The organism is Amycolatopsis nalaikhensis (genome assembly GCF_030264295.1).
GTDB classification, from domain to species: domain Bacteria; phylum Actinomycetota; class Actinomycetes; order Mycobacteriales; family Pseudonocardiaceae; genus Amycolatopsis; species Amycolatopsis nalaikhensis.
This window is the reverse complement of record NZ_CP127173.1, coordinates 4,627,329-4,650,224: the sequence shown is the minus strand read 5'-3', so window position 1 is coordinate 4,650,224 and position 22,896 is coordinate 4,627,329. Positions and strand designations below refer to the sequence as shown.

Genomic DNA, 22,896 nt, shown 5'->3' with positions numbered 1-22,896 from the left:
CCGGGCTCAGCCGATCGCGTTCCGCAGCGGGGCGTAGTAACCGCCCGACTGGCCGGCCACGGTCGGGTGATAGGACTCGATCACCGGCCAGGTCAGGCTGTGCAGGTAGTCGTCGGCCGACGAGCAGATGTTGTGGCCGACGAACGACGGCCGGACGTCGACGAACGTCGCCCCGGCCGCCGCCGCGCGCTGCTGGATGACCGACGCGAGCGCGTCGGCGCCCGAGTTGATCGCCGTGCGCTTGGTGTCGCTCAGCCCGACCCAGCAGGAGCCGGGCACGGTGTAGAAGCGCGGGTAGGAGAGGACGACGAGCCGGGCGCCCGGCGCCTTGGCCTTGATCGCGTTGTAGGTGTTGGTCAGCAGCGGCGGCAGGGTGTTGTTGACGTAGGTCTTCGCCGTGTTGACGCGGTTCACGCAGTCGGAGTCGCTGCCGAGGGTGCAGGTCTGGATCACGTCGCTGAACCCGGCGTCGTTCCCGCCGACGGTCACCGTGACGAGCGTGGCCGACGAGGGGATCGAGTTCGCCTGGTTGATCACGTCCCCGGTGCGAGCCCCGGAACAGGCGAGGAACGTGAACGACGTGCCGCTGTGGGCGTTGGCCCACAGTTGCGGGTAGGCCTTGGCGCTGCGGTAACAGCTCCCGGACGTGCCGTAGCTGCCGGCACCCACTCCCGAGGAGTAGGAATCGCCGACCGCGGCGTAGACGGTCCCGGCGGCGTGGGCGAGGCCCGTGACGCCGAGTGTGGACAGGACAACGGCCCCCAGGGCCGTACTCAACCGTAGAAGCGGACGCAGGAACTTACGGGTGGGAACAGCCATGGGTCACTCCTTTGTGACAGGGCCGACCCGAATAGGACAGCAGGTGGAGGCCCCACAAGGAAACCCCGGTTACCGGCAAGTAACCCACTCGGCTCACGCCGGAAGGAGGGAACGGGAGTTAGCGGTCGCTAACATCGAGCCTTAATATGGCCAGATGCCGGCCAACCCCACGCCACTCGTGAACGGCGAGAAGGCGAACAGACGCGAACAGATCATGTCCGCGGCCGCCGAGCTGTTCGCCCACCACGGCTTCCACGGCGTCGGCATCGACGACATCGGTGCCGCGGTCGGCATCTCCGGCCCGGCGCTCTACCGGCACTTCCGCAGCAAGGACGCGATCCTCGGCGAGATGCTGAACTCGATCAGCCGCTACCTGCTCGACGGCGGCACCGCGCGGGCGACCCGCGCCGGCGATCCGGACGACACGCTGACCGGGCTCGTCCGCTTCCACGTCGACTTCGCGCTCGCCCACCCGGCGTTGATCACCGTTCAGGAGCGCAACCTCGCGAACCTCACCGACGCCGACCGCAAGCAGGTGCGCGCGCTGCAGCGCCAGTACGTCGAGGTGTGGGTGCGCGTGATCCGGGAAGCCGTGCCGGAGCTGGGAGAACGGCAGGCGCGCTCGGCGGCGCACGCCGTGTTCGGACTGATCAACTCGACCCCGTACAACCGCCATCTCGGTGACGCCGAACTCGCCGAACTGCTCTGCCGGCTCGCACTGGGTGCACTCCGCGCGGCCGGATGACCGACCCGGATCAAGGTATCCCCACGAGCGCCGTCGCTGGTGTTTGATGGGGCACGTGGATCCGGACTGGAACGAGCGGCTCGTCGAGAAGGCCCAGCGCGCGTTGACCGCGCTGAGCGTCGGCGACGACGCCGAAGCCCTCGTCGAGGTCGCGCCGACGGCCGCCGAACCACAGGCCCGCGCGGACGAGACCAAGGCGTTGATGCTGCTGCTGTTCGGCGAATGCAGCGCGATGGTCGCCACCCTCGGCGACGGCGGCAGCGCGCCGGTCAAGGTCCAGGTCTTCGACGAGGACGGCGAAGAGGTCTCCATCGACCAGGCCGACCCGCCGGTGCGGACGGCCGTGCGGACGCTGCTCGCGGAGGTGCACGGCAACACCGAGGCCGCGCAGGAGCAGGTCGAGATCGCGCTGGCCAACGCGGCGCCGGACGAGGTCGACAGCCTGGTGCTGCAGGCGCTGCGCTGGACGATCCGGCTTTCGGTGGAGTGCCTGGACCGCGACCTGCCGGTGGCGGCCTGGATCTCGGAAGCGGTCTCGGACTAGGCCGGGCGGCGGAGGCCGTCCACGATCACGGCCACGATCCGCGGCGCCCGCGCGTTCCACTCGGCTCCGGGGATCCGCGACAACGCGCCCAGCAGCAGGATGACGTCGGCCGCGTCGACGCCGTCACGCACCTCGCCGACGGCTTTTCCGCGGTCCAGCAGCGTTTCCAGGGCTTCGTCGAGCCGGTGGTGCTGGCCGTCGTAGAGGTCGCGCCACGCGGGGACCTCGATCGCCGCCATCACCCCGCGCTTGACGCGCGCGTACTCGATCAGCCGGTGCAGCCAGCGGGTCAGCGCCTCGAGCGGCGAGTGCTCGGCGAGCAGCGGCGCGACCGTGTCGACCAACTGCGTCAGCTCGGCCCGGTACACCTCCGCCAGCAGGTGCTCGCGGGTCGGGAAGTGCCGGTAGAGGGTGCCCTGCCCGACCCCGGCGGCCTTGGCGACCCGGTGCAGTTTCAGGTCGTCGGCGTCGCCGTTGGACTCGCTCAGCTCGGCCCGCGCGGCCGCGACGATCCGGTCGCGGTTGGCGACCGCGTCCGCCCGGCGTTCTCGCTCCGCCACGGGTGCTCCCCTCTAAGTGGACAACTGTCCGGTACGGTGGAGGTGAACCGGACAGTTGTCACCTTAGAGCGGGAGCAGCTCATGAACACACTGGACAAGGTTGTCGCCATCACCGGGGCGAGCAGCGGGATCGGCGAGGCGACCGCGCTCGAGCTGGCCGGGCGCGGCGCGGCCGTGGTGCTCGGCGCCCGGCGCACCGACCGGCTCGACGCGCTGGTCAAGAAGATCCGCGGTGACGGCGGCCGCGCCGAGCTGCTCGAGGTGGACGTCACGCGGCGCGCCGACCTCCAGCGGCTGGTCGAGCTGGCCGTCGAGCGCTTCGGGCGCCTCGACGTCCTGGTGAGCAACGCCGGGATCGCCCGGATCGCCCCGGTGGGCGACCTCGACGTCGACGACTGGGACGCGATGATCGACGTCAACCTGCGCGGCGTGCTGCACGGCATCGCCGCCGCGCTGCCGGTGTTCCGGCGGCAGGGGCGCGGGCACTTCGTCACGACCGTGTCGACCTCGGGCCTCAAGATCGTGCCGACGCAGGCCGTTTACGCGGGGACGAAGAACGCCGTACGCACGCTGCTGGAGGCGTTGCGCCAGGAGTCGACCGACGGCGTCCTGCGCACGACGTCGATCTCGCCGGGGTTCGTGCGCACCGAGCTGGTCGACCACGTCGACGACCCCGCGCAGCGCGAGCAGGCCCAGCAGGCCATGGCGACCCTCGGCATCAGCCCCGAAGCCGTGGCGCGCGCCATCGCGTTCGCCGTCGAGCAGCCCGACGACGTCGAGATCGGCGACCTCACCATCCGGCCCACCCGGCAGGGCTAAGCCGGGCGCAGCGAGCGGACGATCGGCGTCAGGTACAGCTCGGCGAGGCGGCGCCGCTCGACGTCGTCGTCGACCGGGAGGACCGTCTCCGGGGTCAGGACCAGGCTCACGACGATGCGGATCAGCAGCTCCGCCATGCCGTCGACGTCCTCGGCGGGCAGGCTGAGCCGCCCGGCCGCGATCTCCGCGTGGAAGTGCGCCGCGATCCGGGCGCGCGCGGCGGTGAACAGGCCGCCGGCCCGGACGGTCAGCTGCGGCAGGATCAGCTCCGGCTCGGTGCGCAGCAGCCGGGTGAGCAGCCGGTGCCCGCGCAGGTACCCCAGGGAGAAGCTCAACCCCTCGATGAGCTTCTCCTCCGGGGTCGCCTGCGCTTCGACGACGGCGTCGACCTTCGTCAGGAACCGCTTCATCTCCCGCAGGACCAGCGCGTTCAGCAGCTGCTCCTTCTTCGGGAAGTACCGGTAGATCGTCACGCGCGACAGGCCGACGCGGCGTGCGACGTCGTCGACGGTGAACCGGCGCAGCCCGAAGTCCTCGGCCTGGTTCAGCGCCGCGCCCATGATCCGTTCCGCGGTCTCGTCACCGGGGAGGTCGGCTTCGAGCGCGTGCTTCAGCAGGTCCCGCATGAGGGCACTTTACAGCTTGACGAAGATTGTTTCATGCGTTCTCCTGTTACGGACACGGAGGAGGCGCGGCATGGGTGATCGCGAGGCCACGGCGGAACGGCTGCTCCGCTCCAGCGCCCGGCTCTCCTACGACCCCGACGTCGACGTCCACTGGGCCGCGCCGCTGAACGAGGACCAGTTCTTCATCCCGGAGAAGCTGGTTTCGCTGTACGGCACGCCGTTGTGGGACACGCTCACGCGCGAGCAGCGGATCGAGCTGTCGCGGCAGGAGCTGGTCAACACCGTCAGCGTCGGGATCTGGTTCGAGCTGATCCTCATGCAGATGCTGCTGCGCGCGTCGTACCGGCAGGACCCGACGACCCGGCACGTGCACTACGCGCTGACCGAGGTCGCCGACGAGTGCCGCCACTCCACGATGTTCGCGACGCTGATCGAGCGCGTCGGCGGGCGGCCCTACCGCAACAACCGCTGGCTGCAGCTGTCCGCGCAGGCGCTCCCGCTGATCCTGCACGGGCCCGCGATGTGGGTGGCGACGCTGATCGGCGAGGAGATCTTCGACGCGCTGCAGCGCGAGCACCTCGACGACGAGTCGGTGCAGCCGGTGGTGCGCGCGGTGATGCGGATCCACGTGACGGAAGAGGCCCGGCACGTGCGGTACGCGCGCGACGACCTGGTCCGGTCGCTGGCGGACGCGCCGTGGTGGCGCAAGGAGTTCGCGCGGGTCGTGGTGGCCGTCGGAGCGCTGCTGATGTCCCGCCTGCTCTCGCGGCCGCGGCAGTACCTGCGCGCGGGCATCGACCCGGGCGCGGCGGTGCGCGCGGCACGGACCAGCCCGCACCGGCGGGAGATGCTGTCCTTCGGCGCGCGCAAGCTGGTGCGGTTCCTGCGGGAGAACGACTTGATCGGCGGACCGAGCGCGGTGCTCTGGCGGCGCGCCGGCATGCTCGAGACGGAAGGGAAGTCATGGCGCTGAAGGACCTGCTCGCGGCGGGCACCGGCAGGCTCGCCGACCGGATCACCACGGTGGGCGACGAGGCGGGTGACCGCGCGGACGACGTCGCCTGGCGGGTGGCGAAGCTGTCCGACCGGGCCGCGGAACGGCTCGGCGACTACGCGGCGGACGCGTCGCGGCGGGTCGCGAACCGCTTGACACGCCTCGGGGAACGTGTCGCGGGTCGTTAGCCCAGCAGCTGCTTCACCAGCGCCGAGATCTGGTCGGTCTCGATGAGGAACGAGTCGTGGCCGTAGGGCGACGAAACCACCGACGGCTCCGGCGCCCCGGGGATCCCGGCCGCGATCTCCGCCGACTGGGAGAACGGGTACAGCCGGTCGCTGTCGACGCCGCCGATCACCGCGCGGGCCGTCACCCGGCCCAACGCCGCCGCCACCCCGCCGCGATCCCGGCCGACGTCGTGGGTGTTCATCGACTCCGTCAGCACCAGGTAGCTGTTCGCGTCGAACCGGCGCGCGAGCTTCTCGGCGTGGTGGTCCAAATAGGACTCGACGGCGAACCGCCCGCCCCGCAACGGGTCTTCGTCGCCCTGGTACGTCCGCCCGAACCGTTGGGCCAGCTCCGGCTCGCTGCGGTAGGTGACGTGCGCGATCCGCCGTGCGATGCCGAGGCCGCGGTGCGGTCCCTCCGCGGCCGAGTAGTAGTCACCACCGTGGAAGAACGGGTCCGACCGGATCGCGTGCAGCTGCGGGGACGCCCACGCGATCTGCTCGGCCGACGCCCGCGCCGTCGAGGCCAGCACCAGCACCGACGCCACCCGCGCGGGCAGCGAAACCGCCCACTCCAGCGCCCGCATCCCGCCCATCGACCCGCCGACGACGGCCGCCCAGCGGTCGATGCCCAACGCGTCGGCCAGCACCGCCTCGGCCGCCACCTGGTCCCGCACCGTCACCACCGGGAACCGGCTGCCCCACGGCGTCCCGTCCGGGTCGGGTGAAGACGGTCCCGTCGAACCCTGGCACCCGCCGAGCACGTTCGGCACCACGACGAAGAACTCGCTGGTGTCCAAGGCTTTCCCGGGCCCGATCAGCCCGTCCCACCAGCCCGCGCTCGGGTGCCCCGGCTCGGCGGGCCCGGCCGCGTGGCTGTCGCCGGTCAGCGCGTGCTCGACGAGGACCGCGTTGGACGCGTCGGAGTTCAGCGTGCCCCACGTTTCGTACGCGAGCGAAAACGCGGGCAGCACGCCACCGGCCTCCAGCGCCAGCGCGCCGGGGCCGGCGACGAACTTCCGGCGGCCCGGCGGGTCGCCGACCCGCCAGGCGCCGGTCACGGTCACAGTTCCGCCTTCGCCGCCCGGAATCCAGCCTCCAGGTCGGCCTTGAGGTCCTCGATCCCCTCCAGCCCGACGGCCAGCCGCACCAGGCCCGGCGTGACGCCGCTGGAGAGCTGCTCCTCGGGCGTCAGCTGGCTGTGCGTGGTGGACGCCGGGTGCACGATCAGGCTGCGGACGTCGCCGATGTTCACCAGCTGGCTGTGCAGCTCGGTGCCGTCGACGAACTTGCGGCCCGCCTCGACGCCGCCGCGCAGGTCGAACGACAGGACCGCGCCCGCGCCGCGCGGCAGGTACTTCTGCGCGTTGCGGTGGTGCGGGCTCGACGGCAGGCCCGCGTAGTACACCTTCTCGACCTCGTCGCGCTGCTCCAGCCACTCGGCCAGCGCCTGCGCGTTCGACACGTGCCGCTCGATGCGCAGCGACAGCGTCTCGATGCCCTGCAGGATCAGGAAGCTGTTCAACGGCGCGATCGCCGCGCCTGTGTCGCGCAGGATCTGGACGCGCGCCTTCGCCGCGTACGCGCCGGGGCCGAGCGCCTCCCAGTACTTCAGGCCGTGGTAGCTCGGGTCGGGCTCGGTGAAGCCCGGGAACCGGCCGCTGGCGCCGAAGTCGAACGTGCCGCCGTCGACCAGCAGCCCGGCCACCGTGGTGCCGTGGCCGCCGAGGTACTTCGTCGCCGAGTGCACGACGACGTCGGCGCCGTGCTCGATCGGGCGCACCAGGTACGGCGTCGGCACGGTGTTGTCGACGACGAGCGGGACCCCGGCCTCGTGCGCGACGTCGGCGACGCCCCGGATGTCGAGGACGTTGCTGCCCGGGTTGGCCAGCGCCTCGGCGAAGAACAGCTTCGTGTTCGGCCGGACGGCGGCGCGCCACTGCTCGAGGTCGTCCTGGTCGTCGATGAACGTGACCTCGACGCCGAGCTTCGGCAGCGTGTAGTGGAAGAGATTGTAGGTGCCGCCGTAGAGCGACGGGCTCGAGACGAAGTGATCGCCCGCGCCCGCGAGGTTGAGGATCGCCGCCGTGGTCGCCGCCGAGCCGGAGGCGAACGCCAGCGCCGCGACGCCGCCTTCGAGCGCGGCGATCCGCTGCTCGAGCACGTCCTGGGTCGGGTTCATGATCCGCGTGTAGATGTTGCCGGGCTCGGCGAGGCTGAACAGGTCGGCGCCGTGCTGGCTGTCGCGGAAGACGTACGAGGTCGTCTGGTAGATCGGCGTCGCGCGGGCCCCGGTGGCCGGGTCCGGCGCGGCGCCCGCGTGGATCTGCCTGGTCTCGAAGGACCACGCCGAGGTGTCGTCCGCGCTCATCGGTTTTCTCCTTGCGGCTCAAGGGGGTTGCCGCCGCCGAACCTACGGCCGTCCGGCCGGGTCCCCAACCGCTCCCACGAGCTGAGACCCGGACCTCTTGCCAATCAAATCTCTCTGCGTCTAAGATATCTACCAAGGGAGATTCACAGGCATGGAGGTAGTCATGACGGAGCGGGTGCGGGTCCTGGTCGTGGGGGCCGGGCTGGGCGGGTTGTCGGCGTCACTGTTCCTGGCGCGGGAAGGAGTGGACGTACTGACGGTCGAGCGGCACGCCGGGACGTCGATCCACTCCCGGGCCGCCGGCCAGAACTGGCGCACGATGGAGCTGTTCCACTGGGCCGGGATCGACGAAGAAGTGCTGGCGGCGAGCCCGCGGGCGGCACAGGGGCTGCGGATCACCGTCGCGACCAGCCTGGCCGGCCGCGTCCTGCACCGGCTCGTCGAGGACGGCAGCGAGTTCGACGTGTCCGCGTCGACGACGCTGCCCGCCGGGATGGCCGGCCAGGACGTCGTCGAGCCGATCCTGCTGGCGCACGCGGAAAAGGCGGGCGCGCGCGTCCGGTTCCGGACCGAGCTGACCGACCTGGTGCAGGACGACGACGGAGTCACCGCGACCGTGCGGCACCGCGACTCCGGCGAGGAGACGGTGGTGCGCGCCGACTACGTCATCGCGGCCGACGGCGGGCGCAGCGGCATCCGGCAGCGGCTCGGCATCGGCACCACCGGGATGGACGCGCTGAGCCACTGCCTCGGCGTCGTGTTCGACGCCGACCTCGGCGACCGCGTCCAGGCGGGCGTGACCGACCTGTTCTACCTGCAGCACCCGGAGTTCACCGCCGGGCTGGTCAACACCGACGTGCCGAACCGGTACGTCTTCGCGCCGGACTACTTCCCGGAGAAGGGCGAAAGCCCGGCCGACTTCGGCCACGACCGGCTGGTCTCGATGATCCGCGCCGCCACCGACCTGCCGGACCTCGAGCCGGAGATCGTCTGGACGGGCTCGTGGGAGATCGCCGCGCGCCTGGCCGACCGGTTCCGCTCCGGGCGGGTCTTCCTGGTCGGCGACGCCGCGAAGGTGACGCCGCCGACGGGCGGCCAGGGCGGCAACACGGCGGTCGGCGACGGCGCGGACATCGCGTGGAAGCTGGCGGCGGTGCTGCGCGGCGACGCGGGTGAGGCGCTGCTGGACACCTACGAAGCGGAGCGGCGGCCGATCGCGCGGATGGTCATCGACACCTCGCTGCACAACATGAAGCAGCGGATGCACCCGGACCTCGACGTCTCCGGGCTCACCGAACCGGTGGACATGCTCGACGGCATCCTCGGGTTCCGCTACCGCTCGACGGCGGTGCTGTCCGAGGAGCCGGACGACGGCGCCCGCGTGGAGGACGTGCACGCGCCGACCGGGCGGCCCGGGTTCCGGGCGCCGGGCCTCGCGTCCACGGTGGACCTGCTCGGCCGCTCGTGGGTGCTGCTGTGCGCGGGCGACGGCACGGCGTGGCAGGCGGCCGCCGCGGAGGCCGACATCCGCGTCGACTGCCACGTCGTCGACGACAGCGCTTTCCCGTCGCGGTACGGCCTTTCGACCGGCGGCGCGTCGCTCGTGCGACCGGACGGCATCGTCGCGTGGCGGGCGAAGGAGCCGGTCGAGGACCCGGTGGGCGAGCTGCGGCGAGTGCTGACGTCGGTCCTTTCGCGCTAGTCGCGTTGCTGCAGGGCGAAGCGGTTCCCCTCGGAGTCGGTGAACATCGACCACCAGCCCCACGGCTGCTTCTCCGGCTTCGCGGGGAACTCCACGCCCTTCGCCGAAAGCTCTTCGTAGGTCTTCTCGACGTCGTCGGCGTAGAAGAAGAAGCTCGACGTCGGCAGCTGGCCGCTGTCGCCGAACCGGCGGCGGTCCTCGGGTGACTCGCTGAGCACGAGGATCGTCCCGTTCGGCGCGGTGACCTCGACCCAGCGCCGGCCCTGGTCGTCGTAGGGCACGTCCGTCGTCACCGTGAACCCGACGGTCTCGGTCCAGAACGCCTTGGCCCGCGCCTGGTCTTCGACGCCGACGACGACCTTGCTGACGCCTTGGACGGCCATGACTCCACCTCTCTATATCCACCATGGATATAACCAGGGCGGAGTGTATGCTCCCGGCATGGCCGACGGCAACCCGCTGACCCCGGCGGCGTTCCAGGTGCTGCTGGCCCTGGCCGCCGGGCCGGACGGACGCGCGCACGGCTACGGGATCATGGGGTTCGTCGCCGAGGTCACCGGCGGCGCCGTCCAGCTCGGCCCCGGCACGCTCTACCGGACGCTGACCCGCCTGGCCGCCGACGGCCTCGCCGAAGAGCTCCCCGGCGAGGACTCCCGCCGCCGCTACTACCGCATCACCCCGGCCGGCCGCGCGGCCGCCGCCCGCGAAGCCGCCTTGCTGCGACGGCTCGTCGCGGCCGCCGACGCGGCGGACCTCGAAGCCCGCCGGGAATCGGCGTGAGCCGCCCGCTCGGGCTGGTGCCGCACCTGTTCGTCCGCGACGCCGACCGCGCGCTTTCCTTCTACACCAAGGCGTTCGGCGCGGTCGAGCTGTTCCGGACGGTGCTGCCGGACGGCCGGGTGCTGTTCGTCGAGCTGGCGGTCGGCGACGCGCGACTGCTGGTCAGCCAGGAGATCCCGGCACTGGACGCGCTGGCACCGGTCACGATCGGCGGCTCGCCGGTGCTGCTCACGCTGGAGACGACCGACCCGGACGACCTCGCCCGCCGCGCGGTCTTCGCGGGCGCGACGGTCGAGGCACCGGTGACGGAGATGTTCTTCGGCGAGCGCTACGGCCGCGTCGTCGATCCCGACGGGCACCGCTGGGCGTTGACGACCAAGCGCGAGCAGTTCACGCCGGAGGACATCGACGCCCGCAAGCCCCACGACGTCTGACGTCACCCGGCGGACCGGCGGCGCCGGCCGGCGTAGTGTTCGTGCAGCTCGCGGACGTGCGCCGCCCAGAACAGCTGCCTGCCCCCGCGCGTGCGTGGCACCAGGAATCCCTTCGCGACCGCCATCCGGCAGAACCACGGGCCGCCGTCCTCGACACCCGGGTGCCGCACCACCGCCCCGAGCAGCCGCTCGCCGGATTCGGCGTACGCGGCTTCGGAAATCCGTTCCAGCAGGTACGCCATCGACGCCCGGCCGTTGCCGGAGGCGAAGTCGAACCGGGCGCACCCCGTGCGCCGGATCAGCGCCGCGGCGAACTCGCCGTAGGACGTGGTGCGGTCCAGCACCGCCCGGGCGACCAGAATCTCCCTCCCGGCGGCGATCATCTTTTCCCATTCCCGCTCGTCACGACCGTGCATCGCATTCACCTCACGTTTTCCAGCGCGCGTGGGCCGAGAGGATGCCACAAGATCCAAATCGGACTGAACCGGCCCGGTCTTCCGGTGCGGCAAGGAAAATTCGCCGCACCGGGTCTGCTCGGCAAGGATTTTCGCCATTGCGAAATTCGGGGGAAAAGGCTGGGGCGGCGGAGCGGGATGCCATAGAGTCGGCGGCCTCCCGAACAGCGAAAGCGATCTTCACCGGGACGCGTACCCATTTCCGGAAACCGCCAGGGAGCACGGTGAACGGTAGCCAGTCGCGGTCTTCGCCGGACTTCCTCGCCTGGGCGCTGGGCACCTGCCGCGCCGACCGGATCACCGGCTCGCTCTACCTCGCCGGCCGTCCCGGCGGAGTGCTCCACCTGCGAGAAGACGCGGTCGACAGCTCGGGTGCGCCCGGGCTCGGCACCCTGCTGCAGCGGTCCGGCCGGATCACCGACGCGGACTGGTCGGCGGTCCTGCGCGCGGACGGCTCGACCCCGGACGGCGAGCTGCTCACCGGGGCCGGGATCGGCGGCACGGAACTGCGGCTGGTCGCGACGATGGCCGCCCAGGACGGCGCGTTCGCCATCGCGGCGGGCACGATCAATCACCGCCGCGGACGACCGCCGCTGAGCACGGGACATCGAGTTCCTGTTGGGGCGCAACGTCTTCCCGGTGACCGTCGAGATGTCGCGCATGGTCGGCGACGGCCTGCTCGCGGTGGTTTCCGGTGCCGCGGGGTGACCGACACCCTGGTGGCCGGGGGTGGACGGCCTGCTCATCGTGGCCGAAGCGCGGATCGACCCCGAGGGCGTCTCCGCGCTCGCGGCCGCGCACCTCGGCCTCGCGCACACCACGGCCGCCGCGGCCGGCCAAGGCGCGTTCCGCCAGGCGGTGGTCCACAGCAGCGGCGGCTACCTGGCCGTCTACTCGGTCGACCGGCCGGCGCTCATGGTCGTCCTCGGCGACGAAGGCCTCAACCTGACCCACCTGTTCATCCGCGACAACCGAAACGCGGAGGTGGTGGCGGTGGTGGTCTGCCCGAAGTCGGTGAACATCGGCATGCTCTCGCGGCGGCCCGCCGAGTGGTCAAGAGCCAGGAGCTCTGACCCCGAGATCGCCTGCCGGGGCGGCGAGTGTCCGCCCGCCGTCGCCCCGGCAGGCCCCTACCGGCGGCCGAGCACCAGGCCGAAGCCGGTGGGCTGGCCAAGCCGGACTCGACGATCCGCGCGTGTCCCCTCACCTCCACGAGCCGCCGACCGGGTTCTCGGCGAGAATGGCCCCGTGGTTTCCGTGCGCAGCGTGGTCGACCGGGTGGGACCGACGCTGCTCCACGCGCTCCAGGTGCCCGACGACTCCCCCGCGGTCGCCGACGTCGTGATCGCCGAACCCGGGGGCGCCGTCACCCTCGCCGCCGGGGATCTCGTGCTCGGGGTCGCCACCACCGGGCCCGAAGACGCCGCCCGGCTGGTCGCGCACAGCGCCGAGCAGGGCGCCGCCGCTGTGCTGCTCAAGCCGCCGCTCGCCGCGAAACCCGCCGTCAAGCGGGCCGCCAAGACCCACGGCATCGCGCTCGTCCAGGTGCACGCCGCGACGTCGTGGGCGCAGCTCGTCTGGCTGCTGCGGACCGTCCTCGACGCGCTCGCCGACGAGTCCGAAGACCTCGATCCCGGCTCCGGCGACCTGTTCCGGCTGGCCGACGCCGTCGCGTCCGTTGTGGACGCTCCGGTGACCATCGAGGACACCAACTCGCGCGTGCTCGCCTACTCCGCGCGCCAGGACCTCACCGACCCCGCGCGCGTCGCCACCATCATGGGCCGCCGGATCCCGGACGACGTGCTCGCGCGCTTCCGGTCGCGCGGGGTGTTCCGCGAGCTCTCGCGCGGGCGGCAGACGATCTTCGTGCCCGCCCAGCGCGACGGCACCCTGCCGCGGCTGATCGTGCCGATCCGGATGGGCGGGGAACTGCTCGGCTCGATGTGGGCGGTCGTCGCCGGGCCCGTCTCCGACGAACGCGCGGCCGCCTTCGCCGACGCCGCTCCCGTCGTCGCGCTGCACTTGCTGAGGCGGCGCGCGCACACCGACGCGCAGCGCCGCGCGTCGGCCGAACTGCTGCGCACCGTGCTCGAAGGCCGGGCCAACCCGCGGAAGGCGATGGCCGAGCTCGACCTCTCCGACGAGCCGCACCGCGTGGTCGTCATCGAGGTCACCGGCGGCGACGGCCGCGACGCCGAGGGCCTGCGGCTCGCGCTGCTCGAACGGATCTCCCAGGGCATCGGCAGCCGTCCGGTGGCGACCGAGCTGGGCGGGCTGCTCTACGCCGTGGTCCCGGACCGGCCCGGTCCCGGCGGCTGGGCCGAGCTGCGGCACGCGATCGCCGCGCAACCGGCGTCCCGGCGCGGCGGCGCCCCGCGAGCGGCGGCCGGCGCGCCCGGCGAGATCGGCGACCTGTCGGCGTCGCGCGCCCAGGCCGACGAAGCGCTCGGCCTGCTGCGCGCCGAGCTCCTCGACGAGCGCGTGATCGCGTTCGACGAAGCCTGGACGGCGTTGACGCTGCACCGCGGCGCGACGGCGGCGATCGCGGCGAAGGTCGCGGAGTCGGCCCGCTCGGCGCCCTGCGCGCGCACGACGAATCGGGCAAGGCCGGCTACGTCGAGACGCTCTACGAGTGGCTGCGGCACCCGGGCGACCCGCGCGCGGCGGCGCGGGAGCTGCGGATCCACCCCAACACCCTGCGCTACCGGATGCGGAAGCTCCTCGAGTTGGTGCCGCTGGACCTCGACGACCCCGACGTCCGGCTGGCCCTGCTCACCCAGCTGGTGGCCTTGCGCTGGAGCTGACTGCTCCGTTCGGCCCAACGTCGGACTTATGCGTTACTCCGCATGGATCGCGCCGATCGTTCGGATTGTCTTTTCCAGCCGAAAGGTGGTGGATTCCGGCGATTCCCTGGCGCAGGTTCTCTGCACCACCCGGAGTGGCCGGGTCGTCGCGGAGGAGTGTCCATGAGCAGTTCCGAGCGGGTTCGCAGAGCCGTCAAGCTGGGTGCGGTGTCCGCGCTCTCCCTGGTCGCCCTGGTCGTGCCCGGCACCACCGCCGGCAGCGCCGTCGCGGCGCCGTCCGGTGACTGCTTCACCCCGACCCAGTCCGCGGACCGCAGCAAGGACGGCCACGCCGACAGCCTGTCGCCCGCCGAAGCCGCCCGCGTCGAGGCGGACATGCAGAGCAAGCTCTCGGGCAAGCCCACGACGTCGGCGCTGAACGCGGTGTCGATCCCGGTCTACTTCCACGTGATCACGAGCGGTTCGGCGGGCAACCTGCCGTCGGCGACGATCAGCAAGCAGATCTCGGTGCTCAACAGCGCGTACGCGTCCAGCGGCTTCAGCTTCACGCTGGTGAGCACGGACTACACGAACAACTCGACCTGGTACAACGGCATCACCGACGGCACCTCGGCCGAGCGCAACATGAAGAACGCGCTGCACAAGGGCGGCGCGAACGCGCTGAACATCTACACGGCCAACCTCGGCGACGACTTGCTGGGCTGGGCGACGTTCCCGTGGAACTACAAGTCCAAGCCGAAGATGGACGGCGTCGTGATCCTCGACGAGTCGCTCCCGGGCCGCTCGGCGACGAACTACAACGAGGGCGACACGGCCACCCACGAAGTCGGCCACTGGATGGGCCTGTACCACACGTTCCAGGGCGGCTGCTCCGGTTCGGGCGACTACGTGTCGGACACCCCCGCCGAAGCGACGGCGACGTCCGGCTGCCCGACGAACAAGGACACCTGCACGTCGACGGGCAAGGACCCGGTGCACAACTTCATGGACTACAGCTACGACAGCTGCATGTACGAGTTCACCCCGGGCCAGGCCACGCGGATGAACAGCTCCTGGTCGGCCTACCGCGCCTGACCTCCGTCCATGAGGGGCCCCTTCACGGCTTTTGAGTCCGTGAAGGGGCCCCTCATGGCGTTCACGCGACCAGCAGGGTTTTGCCGATCGTGGTGCGGGACTCGATCGCCGCGTGGGCGTCCGCCGCCTTCTCCAGCGGGAAGCGCTGCCCGATCACCGGGACCAGGCGGCCCACCGCCGCTTCGGACAACGCCGATTCCGTGAACGCCCGCATCTCCGCCGGACTTCCGATCGACCGCACCAGCGAGACACCGCGGGCCGCCGCGTCCTCTTCGGACACTTCCGTCCACGAACCACCCGCCAGGCCGTACACCGCCATGCGGCCGCCGCGCCGCAGCAGCCCGAACGCCGCCGTGCCGATCTCGCCGCCCACGCCGTCGAAGACCACGTCCACCTCGCCGACCGAAGACGTCCAGTCCGGCTCGCGGTAGTCGACGGCGAGGTCGGCACCGAGCGCGCGGACCCGCTCGAGCTTCCCGCCCGCCGCGCCGACCACTGACGCCCCCGCCGCCTTCGCCAGCTGCACCAGCAGGCTCCCGACACCGCCCGCCGCCGCCTCGACCAGGACCCGCTCGCCCGGCCGGACCGCCGTGGCGTGGATCAGGCCGGTCGCCGTCCGGCCGTCCGCGAGCACGGCCACCGCCGCGTCGAGGGCCAGTCCTTCGGGCACCGGGAACACCGCCGCCGCGTCGACCGCGACGCGCTCGGCGTACCCGCCGGACCCACCGGTCGACGTCACCACCCGCTGCCCGGCCAGTCCCGGGTCCACGCCCGGGCCGACGACGCTGATCACGCCGCCGACGCCGTTGCCGGGGATCAGCGGCGGCGACGCGCGGAACGGCCCCGGCGCGCCCGCCCGGAACTGCGTCTCGACGAAGGTGGTGTTCGCGAACGCCACCTCCACCAGCACCTGACCGGGCCCCGGGACCGGGTCCGGCGCCTCCCCCGGGACCAGCACTTCCGGCCCGCCGAACTCTCTCAACCACACCGCTCGCATGCGCTCACGCTGCAACCTCCAGCAAGATCGAGGTCAAGGCCTTTGTCCGCAGCGAACCACGAATGCCGAAAAGAACTGTCCGCGCAGCACGATGACACCGCCGTCCGGGTGGTTCACCGTGAGTGGCAACACCGCCCCGATTCCGGACGCGGACCGACCCAGGAGGCCGACCGTGCGTATCGCCGTTCCCCGTGAGATCAAGAAGCACGAATACCGGGTCGCGCTGACCCCGGCCGGGGTCCACGAGCTGGTCGGCCGCGGGCACGACGTCTTCGTCGAGACCGGCGCCGGCGTCGGCTCGTCCATCACCGACGAGGAGTACGTCGCCGCCGGCGCGAAGATCCTCGCCACCGCCGACGAGACGTGGGCCGAGGGCGAGCTCGTCCTCAAGGTCAAGGAGCCGATCGCCGAGGAGTACCCCCGGCTGCGGGCCGACCAGGTCCTCTTCACCTACCTGCACATCGCCGCCGACCGGCCGCTGACCGACGCGCTGCTGGCCGCCGGCACCACCGCGATCGCCTACGAGACCGTGCAGACCGCGAACGGCGCGCTGCCGCTGCTCGCCCCGATGTCCGAGGTCGCGGGCCGGCTGGCCCCGCAGGTCGGCGCGTTCTCCCTGATGAAGCCGAGCGGCGGGCGCGGTGTCCTGCCCGGCGGCATCCCCGGCGTCCACCCGGCGCGTGTCGTCGTCATCGGCGGCGGCGTCGCAGGCCTCAACGCCGCCCGCGTCGCGCTGGGCCTCGGCTCGGACGTCGAGATCCTGGACACCAACGTCGACCGCCTCCGCCAGATCGACAACGACTTCGGCGGCCGCATCCGCACGGTGACGTCGAACCGCCTGTCGGTCGAGGAGTCCGTGCTGCAGGCCGACCTCGTCATCGGCGCGGTGCTCGTGCCGGGTGCGAAGGCACCGAAGCTGGTCTCGAACGACCTCGTCGCGCGCATGAAGCCGGGCAGCGTGCTCGTCGACATCGCGATCGACCAGGGCGGCTGCTTCGCCGACTCGCGGCCGACCACGCACGACGAGCCGACCTACACCGTGCACGAGTCCGTCTTCTACTGCGTCGCGAACATGCCGGGCGCGGTGCCGCGGACGTCGACCTACGGCCTCACGAACGTCACGCTGCCGTACGCGGTCCAGCTGGCCGAGCACGGCTGGAAGGCCGCGCTGCAGGCCGACGCCGCGCTGGCGAAGGGCCTCAACACGCACGCGGGCGCCCTGACCAACGGCCCGGTCGCGGTCGCGCACGACCTGCCCCACACGCCGCTGGACACCGTCCTCGCCTGACCTCACTCCACCCGAGCGGGTCCCGGTCGCGTCGCGGCCGGGGCCCGTTCTCTTTGCGCCGGCTCCGGCCGAACGCGATCGCGGGCAGCTCGACCCACCGCCGCAGCGCGCAGGCGAAGAGCAGCGCGACGGCGGACGTCGCGACGGCCTTGCCCAGCCCGGTCGGCAGCAGCAGGCCGGTCACGCCCGCCGCGCCCGTCTGCGCGAGGTAGAGCGCGTAGGACCGGTCGCCGATGAACGTCAGCACGCGGCTCGAAAGCAGCCGCCGCACCGGCCCCGCCGAGATCGCCGCCACGAGCAGCAACGCCGACCCCACGGCGTAGACCGGCACGACGAACTGCCAGTGCCCGCCGAACGCCTGCCCCAATGGCTTCACCGAGAACTGCAGCACGCAGAACCCGAGCGCGACGCCCACCGCGGCGGCCGGGCTGGTCAGCGGGCGCAGCACGGCGAACCCGCGCGGGTGGTGCAGCACGAGCGCGAGCAGGCAGCCGACGACGAGCGAGCCGTAGTGCACGGACAGGCTCGCCCACTGCTGCGAAGGCGCCAGCGGCAGGACGCCCAGCACGACGCCGAGCGCGCCCGCGCCGATCAGCAGGCGCAGCGCGGTCCTGCCGGTCTTCGCGAACGACGTCAGCACGAGCAGTGCCGGCCAAACCAGGTAGAACTTCTCCTCCACGCCCAGCGACCACGACGTCGGGTACGGCGTGTTGTAGTCGACGACTTCGTTGAAGAAGGTCAGGTAGAACGGCATCGCGTCGGCCAGGCGGCTGCTCTCGTAGGCCCCGGCGAGCGTGACCGCCAGCGCCGTCAGGCCGAGCAACAGGAAGTACACCGGCATGATCCGGAAGGTCCGCCGGAGGTAGAAGGCGCGGAGCGAGATCCGGCCGGTGCTTTCCTCTTCGCGCAGCGCCAGCGTCGTGATGAGGAAGCCGGACAGCACGAAGAACAGCTGGACGGCGATCCAGCCCTGCAGCCGGTCCACGACCGGACCGCCGTAGTGGAAGAACACGACGGCCAGCGCGGCGAGCGCGCGCAGGCCGGTCAAGCCGGGGAACCACGAGGACGCCCGGTATTCGGCGTGGCTCAGCGGCCGCCATGGGGAAACGATCATGGCCGGAGCTTCGGGCGCGGTCGCTGAACCGGACCTGAAGCGGGCTTAAGACGTCTTCAGCTCCGGGAGCCGGACGACGAACCGGCTCCCGCGTTCGACCACGGCCGTGCCGCCGTGGGCGCGGGCGATGTCGGCGACGATGGCCAGGCCCAGCCCGGAGCCGCCCTCGTCGCGGGCGCGGGCGTCGTCGAGGCGGACGAACCGGTCGAAGACGCGCTCGCGGTCCGCTTCGGGGATGCCGGGCCCGTCGTCCTCGACCGCCAGCACGGCCCAGCCGTCCACAACGGACACCTCGACGACGACCCTGGACACGGCGTGCCGCCGCGCGTTGTCCACGAGGTTGCGGACGAGCCGTTCGAGCCGCGACCGGTGACCGCGCACGACGGGCGTCCCACCGACCACGACTTCCGCCCGGCCCGCCGCGACGGCCTCGGCCACTTCGGACAGCGGCACGGCTTCGAGGTGGTCCGGTCCGGCGTGGTCCAGCTTGCCGAGCAGCACGAGGTCGGCGACGAGGTCCTGCAGCCGGGTGACGTCGAGCAGGGCGTTTTCGCAGGCGTGGCGCCAGTCGAGCCGGTCGGGATGGGCGAGCAGGACCTCAAGCTGCGTGCGCAGGGAGGCGAGCGGCGTGCGCAGCTCGTGCGAGGCGTCGGAGGTGAACCGGCTCTGCCGCGTGACGGCTTCGTCGAGCCGTTCGAGCATGGTGTTCATGGTCCCGGCGAGGCGCGCGATCTCGTCGCGGCCGCGCGGGTCCGGCACGCGGCGGCTCAGGTCGTGCGCGCCGATCTCGGCGACCTCGGCGCGGATGGCCTCGACCGGGCGCAGCGACCGCCGGACGGCGAGCCACGCGATGACGCTGATGAGCAGCGCGACCACGGGAACGCCCGCGAAGAGGACGGTCCGCGCGGAATCGACCGCCGCCTGGCCTTCGGGGTCGAGCTGCACGCCCGCGAACACGTCGTAGCGGCTGTCGCCGCTGTCGGCGTGCACGACGTGCAGGACGAGGTCGTCGTCGAGCCCGCGCAGCTCCGGCCCACAGCCGACGGACGCCTGCGCGGACCGGTCGTACTGGTAGGGCCGCAACGTGATCTCGGTGTCGTACGCGGCGAGCGTCGCTTCGCGCAGGACCGGGCAAGAGGCGACCGACGTGCCGTTCCGGTCTTTGACCTCGTAGATCGAGTCGCGGACGAGCAGGGCGAGGTCGGCGGGCCGGGCGCCCGTGTTCAGGAGCTGCACGATGGCGTCGGCGTGGGCATCGGCGAGCTGGGCGGCGGTGTTCTCGAGACGGCTCTGCGCCTGGAGCACGAACCAAACGGACACGCAACCGAGCGCCACGGCGGAAGCGGCGAAGGCCGTCACCGCGACGCGAAACCGGGTGGAGCGCCGGAGGTCAGGCACCCGCCGTCACCACGTGGTAGCCCGCGCCGCGGACGGTCCGGATGGTCTCGACGCCGAAGGGGACGTCGATCTTCCGGCGCAACGCGCTGACGTGCACTTCGACCAGGTTGGCGGTCGCGGAGGCGGCGAAGTCCCAGAGGTTGTCGAGCAGCTCGGCCTTGGTGACGACCTGCCCCGGCCGTTGCAGGAGGTAGGCGAGGAGGGCGAACTCCTTGCCGGTGAGGGCGATGTCGGCGGTCCCGCGCCGGCAGGTCCGGGCGGCCAGGTCGAGCTCGAGGTCCCCCAGCTTGAGGACCCCCGGCCGGGTGGCCCCGCCGCGGCGGATGAGCGCGCGCAGCCGAGAGAGGAGGACGCCGTAGGAGAAGGGCTTGGGGAGGAAGTCGTCGGCACCGGTGTCGAGGGCCTCGATCTCGTCGTCCTCGCCGTCCTTGGCGGTGAGCATGAGGATGGGGGTGCGGTCGCCCTGGTCCCGCAGCCGGCGGCAGACGCGGTAGCCGTTCAGCCCGGGCAGCATGATGTCGAGGATGATGGCGGAGTAGGGGTGTTCCCCGGCGTGCCAGAGGGCATCCCGCCCGTTGTGCGCGACGTCGACGGCATAGCCCTCGGCACTGAGCCCGGCTCGCAGGGCTTCGGCCAGCCGCCGTTCATCCTCGACGAGCAAGATCCGCATCGCGCCACGATGCCACAGCCACCCCCGCCGCCACCCGAGCAGCGCCGACCGCGAGCCACGGCCAAGTCGCCCGGAGGCAACGGCGAACCGGACCACGCTGGAAGGGGCACCGGAGGCACCGTGGGGGTCCGGGGGCTCGGCCCCCGGGCAGGACGATGAAGTCGAGCGAGAGGGCGAAGCCCGAGAGCGGAGACGAAAGGGCGACCCGCTCAACCAGCCTGGGGGTCACTGGGAGCGGGTCGCCGAGTACTAGCTTAGAGGCCTTCCGCGGACTTTGCTCCACTGGGGCCACAAGTCACTCGAATTCTTTACCGAGTTGATCGCCGCGCGATGCACCCGCGACCGGCGAACCCCAGGTCAGCGCCCTTTCCCCACCGCCGAGGTCCGCGACGGCCGGTAGCGGAACGTGACGAAAGTCGCTCCCCGCGGGTTCGCGCGTTCCGTGCGCGCGACCGGCGCGGGTAGGGCAGGATGACGCCGCATCAGCGGGAACGTTAGGGGACGGTATGCACGACGGCAGTGGCCGGATTGTGGTGCAGAACCTGAGCAAGCAGTTCGGCGCAGTGAACGCGGTGCAGAACCTCAGCTTCACGGTCGAACCGGGTTCGGTGACGGGCTTCCTGGGCCCGAACGGCGCCGGGAAGACGACGACCTTGCGCATGCTGCTCGGGCTGGTGACGCCGACGTCGGGTTCGGCGACGATCAACGGGCGGCCGCACTCGCAGCTGGGAAACCCGGCGCGGGTGGTCGGCTCGGTGCTGGAGAACGAGGGCTTCCACCCGGGCCGCACGGCCCGCAACCACCTCCGCGTCTACGCGGCGGCCATCGGCGTGCCGGACCGGCGCGCCGACGAGGTGCTCGGCCTGGTCGGCCTGGGCAGCGCCGCGGACCGGAAGGCGGGCGGCTTCTCGCTCGGCATGCGGCAGCGGCTCGCGCTCGCGACGGCGTTGCTCGGTGACCCGCAGGTGCTGGTGCTGGACGAGCCGACGAACGGCCTCGACCCCGAAGGCATCCTGTGGCTGCGGAACTTCCTGCGGTCCTACGCGCGCGAGCAGGGCCGGACGGTGCTCGTGTCGAGCCACCTGCTGAACGAGGTCGAGCAGCTGATCGACCAGGTCGTCATCATCAGCCAGGGCGTCACGCGGTACTACGGCCCGCTGGAGCAGCTGCGCAAGAGCCAGCAGTCGCGGGTGCTGGTGCAGCCGGCGGACCCGTCGGCGCTCGTGAAGGCGTTGCAGGACAACGGCATCACCGGCGTCTCCCCGACCCCGGACGGCCGGGTCGCGGTCGCCGGGTCGACCGTCCAGCAGATCGGCGACATCGCCGCGAAGGCCGGGATCGCCGTCTACGGCATGCAGGAGGACCACGCCGACCTCGAGCGGATGTTCTTCCAGCTCACCCAGGGCCAGTACACCGGCGCGCCGGGTTACCCGGCCCAGGGCTACCCGCCGCAGCCGCAGTACCAAGGGCCGCCGCAGCAGTACCAGCAGCAGTACCAGCAGGGCCCGCCGTCGGGTCCGCAGCAGCACCAGGGCTGGGGAGGTCCGCAGCAGTGATGGGCAACCTGATCAAGGCGGAGTTCCGCAAGACGCTCTCGCTGCACACGTGGTGGGTGCTGCTCATCCCGCTGGTGCTGGTGGCGTTCTGGCTGACGTTCGTCTGGGGCAAGATCACCAACGACTTCGCCGACTTCATCGGCTCGAGCGACGCCCGCGAGGTCGCGGGCGCGGTCGGCCTGGACGCGAGCAAGCTGCCGGTCGGGCTGCTGGCGTTCGCGCACGGGGTCAACATCGCGCAGCTCATCCCCGGCCTGTTCGGGGTGTTCGCGCTGGCCGGTGAATACCGCAGCAAGACGATCACGACGACGTTCCTGACCGCGCCGAACCGGATCACCGCGTTGACCGCGAAGATGCTCACGTACGTGGCGTGGGGCGCGATCTACGGCGTCGTCAGCTTCGGCGTCTCGGCGGTCGCGGTGATGGCGTCGGTCGATTCCGGCCGCTGGCCGAGTGCGGGCCAGTGGCTGGCCGCGCTCGGCGGGACGATCCTGGCCGCGGTGCTGGTCACGCTGTTCGGCATCGGGTTCGGCGCGGTGCTGCGCAGCGTGCCGCTGGCGGTGGTGCTGTTCCTGGTGTGGTTCCTGATCATCGAGAACGTCCTGGTGATCGCCCTCTGGGGCCCCGCCGACGTCCTCGGCGGCATCCTGCCGAACGGCACCGCGAACGGGATCGTCGGCGGCATCGCGGCGGACGCGTTCGGGATCAACACGCTCAACCTGCCCGGCGGCGTCGACCACTGGTCGCAGCTGGGCCTGCAGCTCGCGGCGGGCGCGCCCGGCGTGATCTCGTGGTGGGCGTCGGCGCTGATCTTCTTCGCGTGGACGATGCTGTTCTTCGGCCTCGGCTGGGCGGGCAACCAGAAGCGCGACATCACGTAGTTTCACCCGTCCGTGAAGGCCGCCTCGGGCTCTCCGAG

24 protein-coding genes and 2 pseudogenes are annotated in these 22,896 nt (G+C 71.8%); 14 read left to right on the top strand and 12 right to left on the bottom strand.

Annotation, left to right across the window (positions count from 1 at the left end):
- Nucleotides 1-6: 6 nt before the first annotated feature.
- On the bottom strand, nucleotides 7-777 hold the full coding sequence (locus tag QP939_RS22970) for an SGNH/GDSL hydrolase family protein (protein WP_285458876.1): 771 nt from the start codon (nucleotides 775-777) through the stop codon (nucleotides 7-9).
- Nucleotides 778-973: 196 nt separating this feature from the next.
- On the opposite strand from QP939_RS22970, the gene QP939_RS22965 reads away from it, so the two are divergent.
- A complete protein-coding gene (locus QP939_RS22965) occupies nucleotides 974-1,564 on the top strand; it encodes an SACE_7040 family transcriptional regulator (RefSeq protein WP_285458875.1) in 591 nt (196 codons plus the stop codon).
- Nucleotides 1,565-1,610: 46 nt separating this feature from the next.
- Complete coding sequence (locus QP939_RS22960) at nucleotides 1,611-2,108, top strand: hypothetical protein (RefSeq protein WP_285458874.1); 498 nt, start codon at nucleotides 1,611-1,613, stop codon at nucleotides 2,106-2,108.
- On the opposite strand, the gene QP939_RS22955 is transcribed toward QP939_RS22960, so the two are convergent.
- Nucleotides 2,105-2,668, bottom strand: a complete 564-nt coding sequence (locus QP939_RS22955; protein WP_285458873.1) for a TetR/AcrR family transcriptional regulator — start codon at nucleotides 2,666-2,668, stop codon at nucleotides 2,105-2,107. The genes QP939_RS22960 and QP939_RS22955 overlap by 4 nt on opposite strands.
- 81 nt (nucleotides 2,669-2,749) lie before the next feature.
- On the opposite strand from QP939_RS22955, the gene QP939_RS22950 reads away from it, so the two are divergent.
- A complete protein-coding gene (locus QP939_RS22950; protein WP_285458872.1) occupies nucleotides 2,750-3,487 on the top strand; it encodes an SDR family oxidoreductase in 738 nt (245 codons plus the stop codon).
- Here the strand turns inward: QP939_RS22950 and QP939_RS22945 are convergent.
- Nucleotides 3,484-4,113 (bottom strand): TetR/AcrR family transcriptional regulator, encoded by a 630-nt coding sequence (locus QP939_RS22945; RefSeq protein WP_285458871.1) that lies wholly within the window; start codon nucleotides 4,111-4,113, stop codon nucleotides 3,484-3,486. The two genes, QP939_RS22950 and QP939_RS22945, sit on opposite strands and share 4 nt — an antisense overlap.
- Before the next feature lie 70 nt (nucleotides 4,114-4,183).
- Between QP939_RS22945 and QP939_RS22940 the strand changes: the two genes are divergently transcribed.
- Nucleotides 4,184-5,086 (top strand): AurF N-oxygenase family protein, encoded by a 903-nt coding sequence (locus tag QP939_RS22940; RefSeq protein ID WP_285458870.1) that lies wholly within the window; start codon nucleotides 4,184-4,186, stop codon nucleotides 5,084-5,086.
- The gene (locus QP939_RS22935) at nucleotides 5,077-5,295 is read left to right on the top strand and encodes a hypothetical protein (RefSeq protein ID WP_285458869.1); all 219 of its coding nucleotides are present in this window, start codon (nucleotides 5,077-5,079) and stop codon (nucleotides 5,293-5,295) included. The genes QP939_RS22940 and QP939_RS22935 overlap by 10 nt, the downstream gene beginning before the upstream one ends.
- On the opposite strand, the gene metX is transcribed toward QP939_RS22935, so the two are convergent.
- Together metX and QP939_RS22925 are read right to left on the bottom strand one after the other, a co-directional pair.
- Complete coding sequence (gene metX / locus QP939_RS22930) at nucleotides 5,292-6,401, bottom strand: homoserine O-acetyltransferase MetX (protein ID WP_285458868.1); 1,110 nt, start codon at nucleotides 6,399-6,401, stop codon at nucleotides 5,292-5,294. The two genes, QP939_RS22935 and metX, sit on opposite strands and share 4 nt — an antisense overlap.
- Nucleotides 6,398-7,705 (bottom strand): bifunctional o-acetylhomoserine/o-acetylserine sulfhydrylase, encoded by a 1,308-nt coding sequence (locus QP939_RS22925; RefSeq protein ID WP_285458867.1) that lies wholly within the window; start codon nucleotides 7,703-7,705, stop codon nucleotides 6,398-6,400. Before QP939_RS22925 ends, metX begins: the two co-directional genes overlap by 4 nt.
- 163 nt (nucleotides 7,706-7,868) lie before the next feature.
- On the opposite strand from QP939_RS22925, the gene rdmE reads away from it, so the two are divergent.
- Nucleotides 7,869-9,407, top strand: a complete 1,539-nt coding sequence (gene rdmE / locus QP939_RS22920; RefSeq protein WP_285458866.1) for an aklavinone 12-hydroxylase RdmE — start codon at nucleotides 7,869-7,871, stop codon at nucleotides 9,405-9,407.
- Here rdmE and QP939_RS22915 read toward each other — a convergent pair.
- Nucleotides 9,404-9,790, bottom strand: a complete 387-nt coding sequence (locus QP939_RS22915) for a VOC family protein (RefSeq protein WP_285458865.1) — start codon at nucleotides 9,788-9,790, stop codon at nucleotides 9,404-9,406. The genes rdmE and QP939_RS22915 overlap by 4 nt on opposite strands.
- A gap of 58 nt (nucleotides 9,791-9,848) precedes the next feature.
- Between QP939_RS22915 and QP939_RS22910 the strand changes: the two genes are divergently transcribed.
- Nucleotides 9,849-10,187 carry a PadR family transcriptional regulator gene (locus tag QP939_RS22910; RefSeq protein ID WP_285458864.1) on the top strand — a complete coding sequence of 113 codons (339 nt, stop codon included), beginning with the start codon at nucleotides 9,849-9,851 and terminating at the stop codon, nucleotides 10,185-10,187.
- Nucleotides 10,184-10,621 carry a VOC family protein gene (locus QP939_RS22905; protein ID WP_285458863.1) on the top strand — a complete coding sequence of 146 codons (438 nt, stop codon included), beginning with the start codon at nucleotides 10,184-10,186 and terminating at the stop codon, nucleotides 10,619-10,621. The genes QP939_RS22910 and QP939_RS22905 overlap by 4 nt, the downstream gene beginning before the upstream one ends.
- 2 nt (nucleotides 10,622-10,623) lie before the next feature.
- Here the strand turns inward: QP939_RS22905 and QP939_RS22900 are convergent, their stop codons facing one another.
- Entirely contained in the window at nucleotides 10,624-11,037 is a 414-nt protein-coding gene (locus tag QP939_RS22900) for a hypothetical protein (protein WP_285458862.1), read from the bottom strand.
- A gap of 349 nt (nucleotides 11,038-11,386) precedes the next feature.
- Nucleotides 11,387-11,641, bottom strand: a complete 255-nt coding sequence (locus QP939_RS22895) for a hypothetical protein (RefSeq protein WP_285458861.1) — start codon at nucleotides 11,639-11,641, stop codon at nucleotides 11,387-11,389.
- Between the two features lie 164 nt (nucleotides 11,642-11,805).
- Here QP939_RS22895 and QP939_RS51845 point away from each other — a divergent pair.
- The 3 genes and pseudogenes from QP939_RS51845 to QP939_RS22885 all read left to right on the top strand — a co-directional run.
- Nucleotides 11,806-11,991: pseudogene (locus tag QP939_RS51845) on the top strand (roadblock/LC7 domain-containing protein); the annotation flags it as partial.
- A gap of 333 nt (nucleotides 11,992-12,324) precedes the next feature.
- Nucleotides 12,325-13,880: pseudogene (locus QP939_RS22890) on the top strand (PucR family transcriptional regulator).
- 162 nt (nucleotides 13,881-14,042) lie between these two features.
- Nucleotides 14,043-14,954: a zinc metalloprotease gene (locus QP939_RS22885; RefSeq protein WP_285458860.1), complete on the top strand. Its 912-nt coding sequence runs from the start codon at nucleotides 14,043-14,045 to the stop codon at nucleotides 14,952-14,954.
- Nucleotides 14,955-15,015: 61 nt separating this feature from the next.
- Here QP939_RS22885 and QP939_RS22880 read toward each other — a convergent pair whose 3' ends face one another.
- Nucleotides 15,016-15,951, bottom strand: coding sequence for a zinc-binding dehydrogenase (locus QP939_RS22880; protein WP_285458859.1), 936 nt, complete (start codon nucleotides 15,949-15,951; stop codon nucleotides 15,016-15,018).
- Nucleotides 15,952-16,123: 172 nt separating this feature from the next.
- Here QP939_RS22880 and ald point away from each other — a divergent pair, with 172 nt between their 5' ends.
- Nucleotides 16,124-17,239 carry an alanine dehydrogenase gene (gene ald / locus QP939_RS22875; protein WP_285458858.1) on the top strand — a complete coding sequence of 372 codons (1,116 nt, stop codon included), beginning with the start codon at nucleotides 16,124-16,126 and terminating at the stop codon, nucleotides 17,237-17,239.
- On the opposite strand, the gene QP939_RS22870 is transcribed toward ald, so the two are convergent.
- The 3 genes from QP939_RS22870 to QP939_RS22860 all read right to left on the bottom strand — a co-directional run bounded on the left by QP939_RS22870 (nucleotide 17,151) and on the right by QP939_RS22860 (nucleotide 20,421).
- On the bottom strand, nucleotides 17,151-18,353 hold the full coding sequence (locus tag QP939_RS22870; RefSeq protein WP_285458857.1) for an acyltransferase family protein: 1,203 nt from the start codon (nucleotides 18,351-18,353) through the stop codon (nucleotides 17,151-17,153). The two genes, ald and QP939_RS22870, sit on opposite strands and share 89 nt — an antisense overlap.
- 45 nt (nucleotides 18,354-18,398) lie before the next feature.
- Nucleotides 18,399-19,673: an ATP-binding protein gene (locus tag QP939_RS22865; protein WP_285458856.1), complete on the bottom strand. Its 1,275-nt coding sequence runs from the start codon at nucleotides 19,671-19,673 to the stop codon at nucleotides 18,399-18,401.
- 70 nt (nucleotides 19,674-19,743) lie between these two features.
- Nucleotides 19,744-20,421: a response regulator transcription factor gene (locus tag QP939_RS22860; protein WP_285458855.1), complete on the bottom strand. Its 678-nt coding sequence runs from the start codon at nucleotides 20,419-20,421 to the stop codon at nucleotides 19,744-19,746.
- Nucleotides 20,422-20,927: 506 nt separating this feature from the next.
- On the opposite strand from QP939_RS22860, the gene QP939_RS22855 reads away from it, so the two are divergent.
- Nucleotides 20,928-21,977 carry an ABC transporter ATP-binding protein gene (locus QP939_RS22855; RefSeq protein WP_285458854.1) on the top strand — a complete coding sequence of 350 codons (1,050 nt, stop codon included), beginning with the start codon at nucleotides 20,928-20,930 and terminating at the stop codon, nucleotides 21,975-21,977.
- Nucleotides 21,977-22,858, top strand: coding sequence for an ABC transporter permease subunit (locus QP939_RS22850; RefSeq protein ID WP_285458853.1), 882 nt, complete (start codon nucleotides 21,977-21,979; stop codon nucleotides 22,856-22,858). Before QP939_RS22855 ends, QP939_RS22850 begins: the two co-directional genes overlap by 1 nt.
- Nucleotides 22,859-22,896 lie beyond the last annotated feature (38 nt).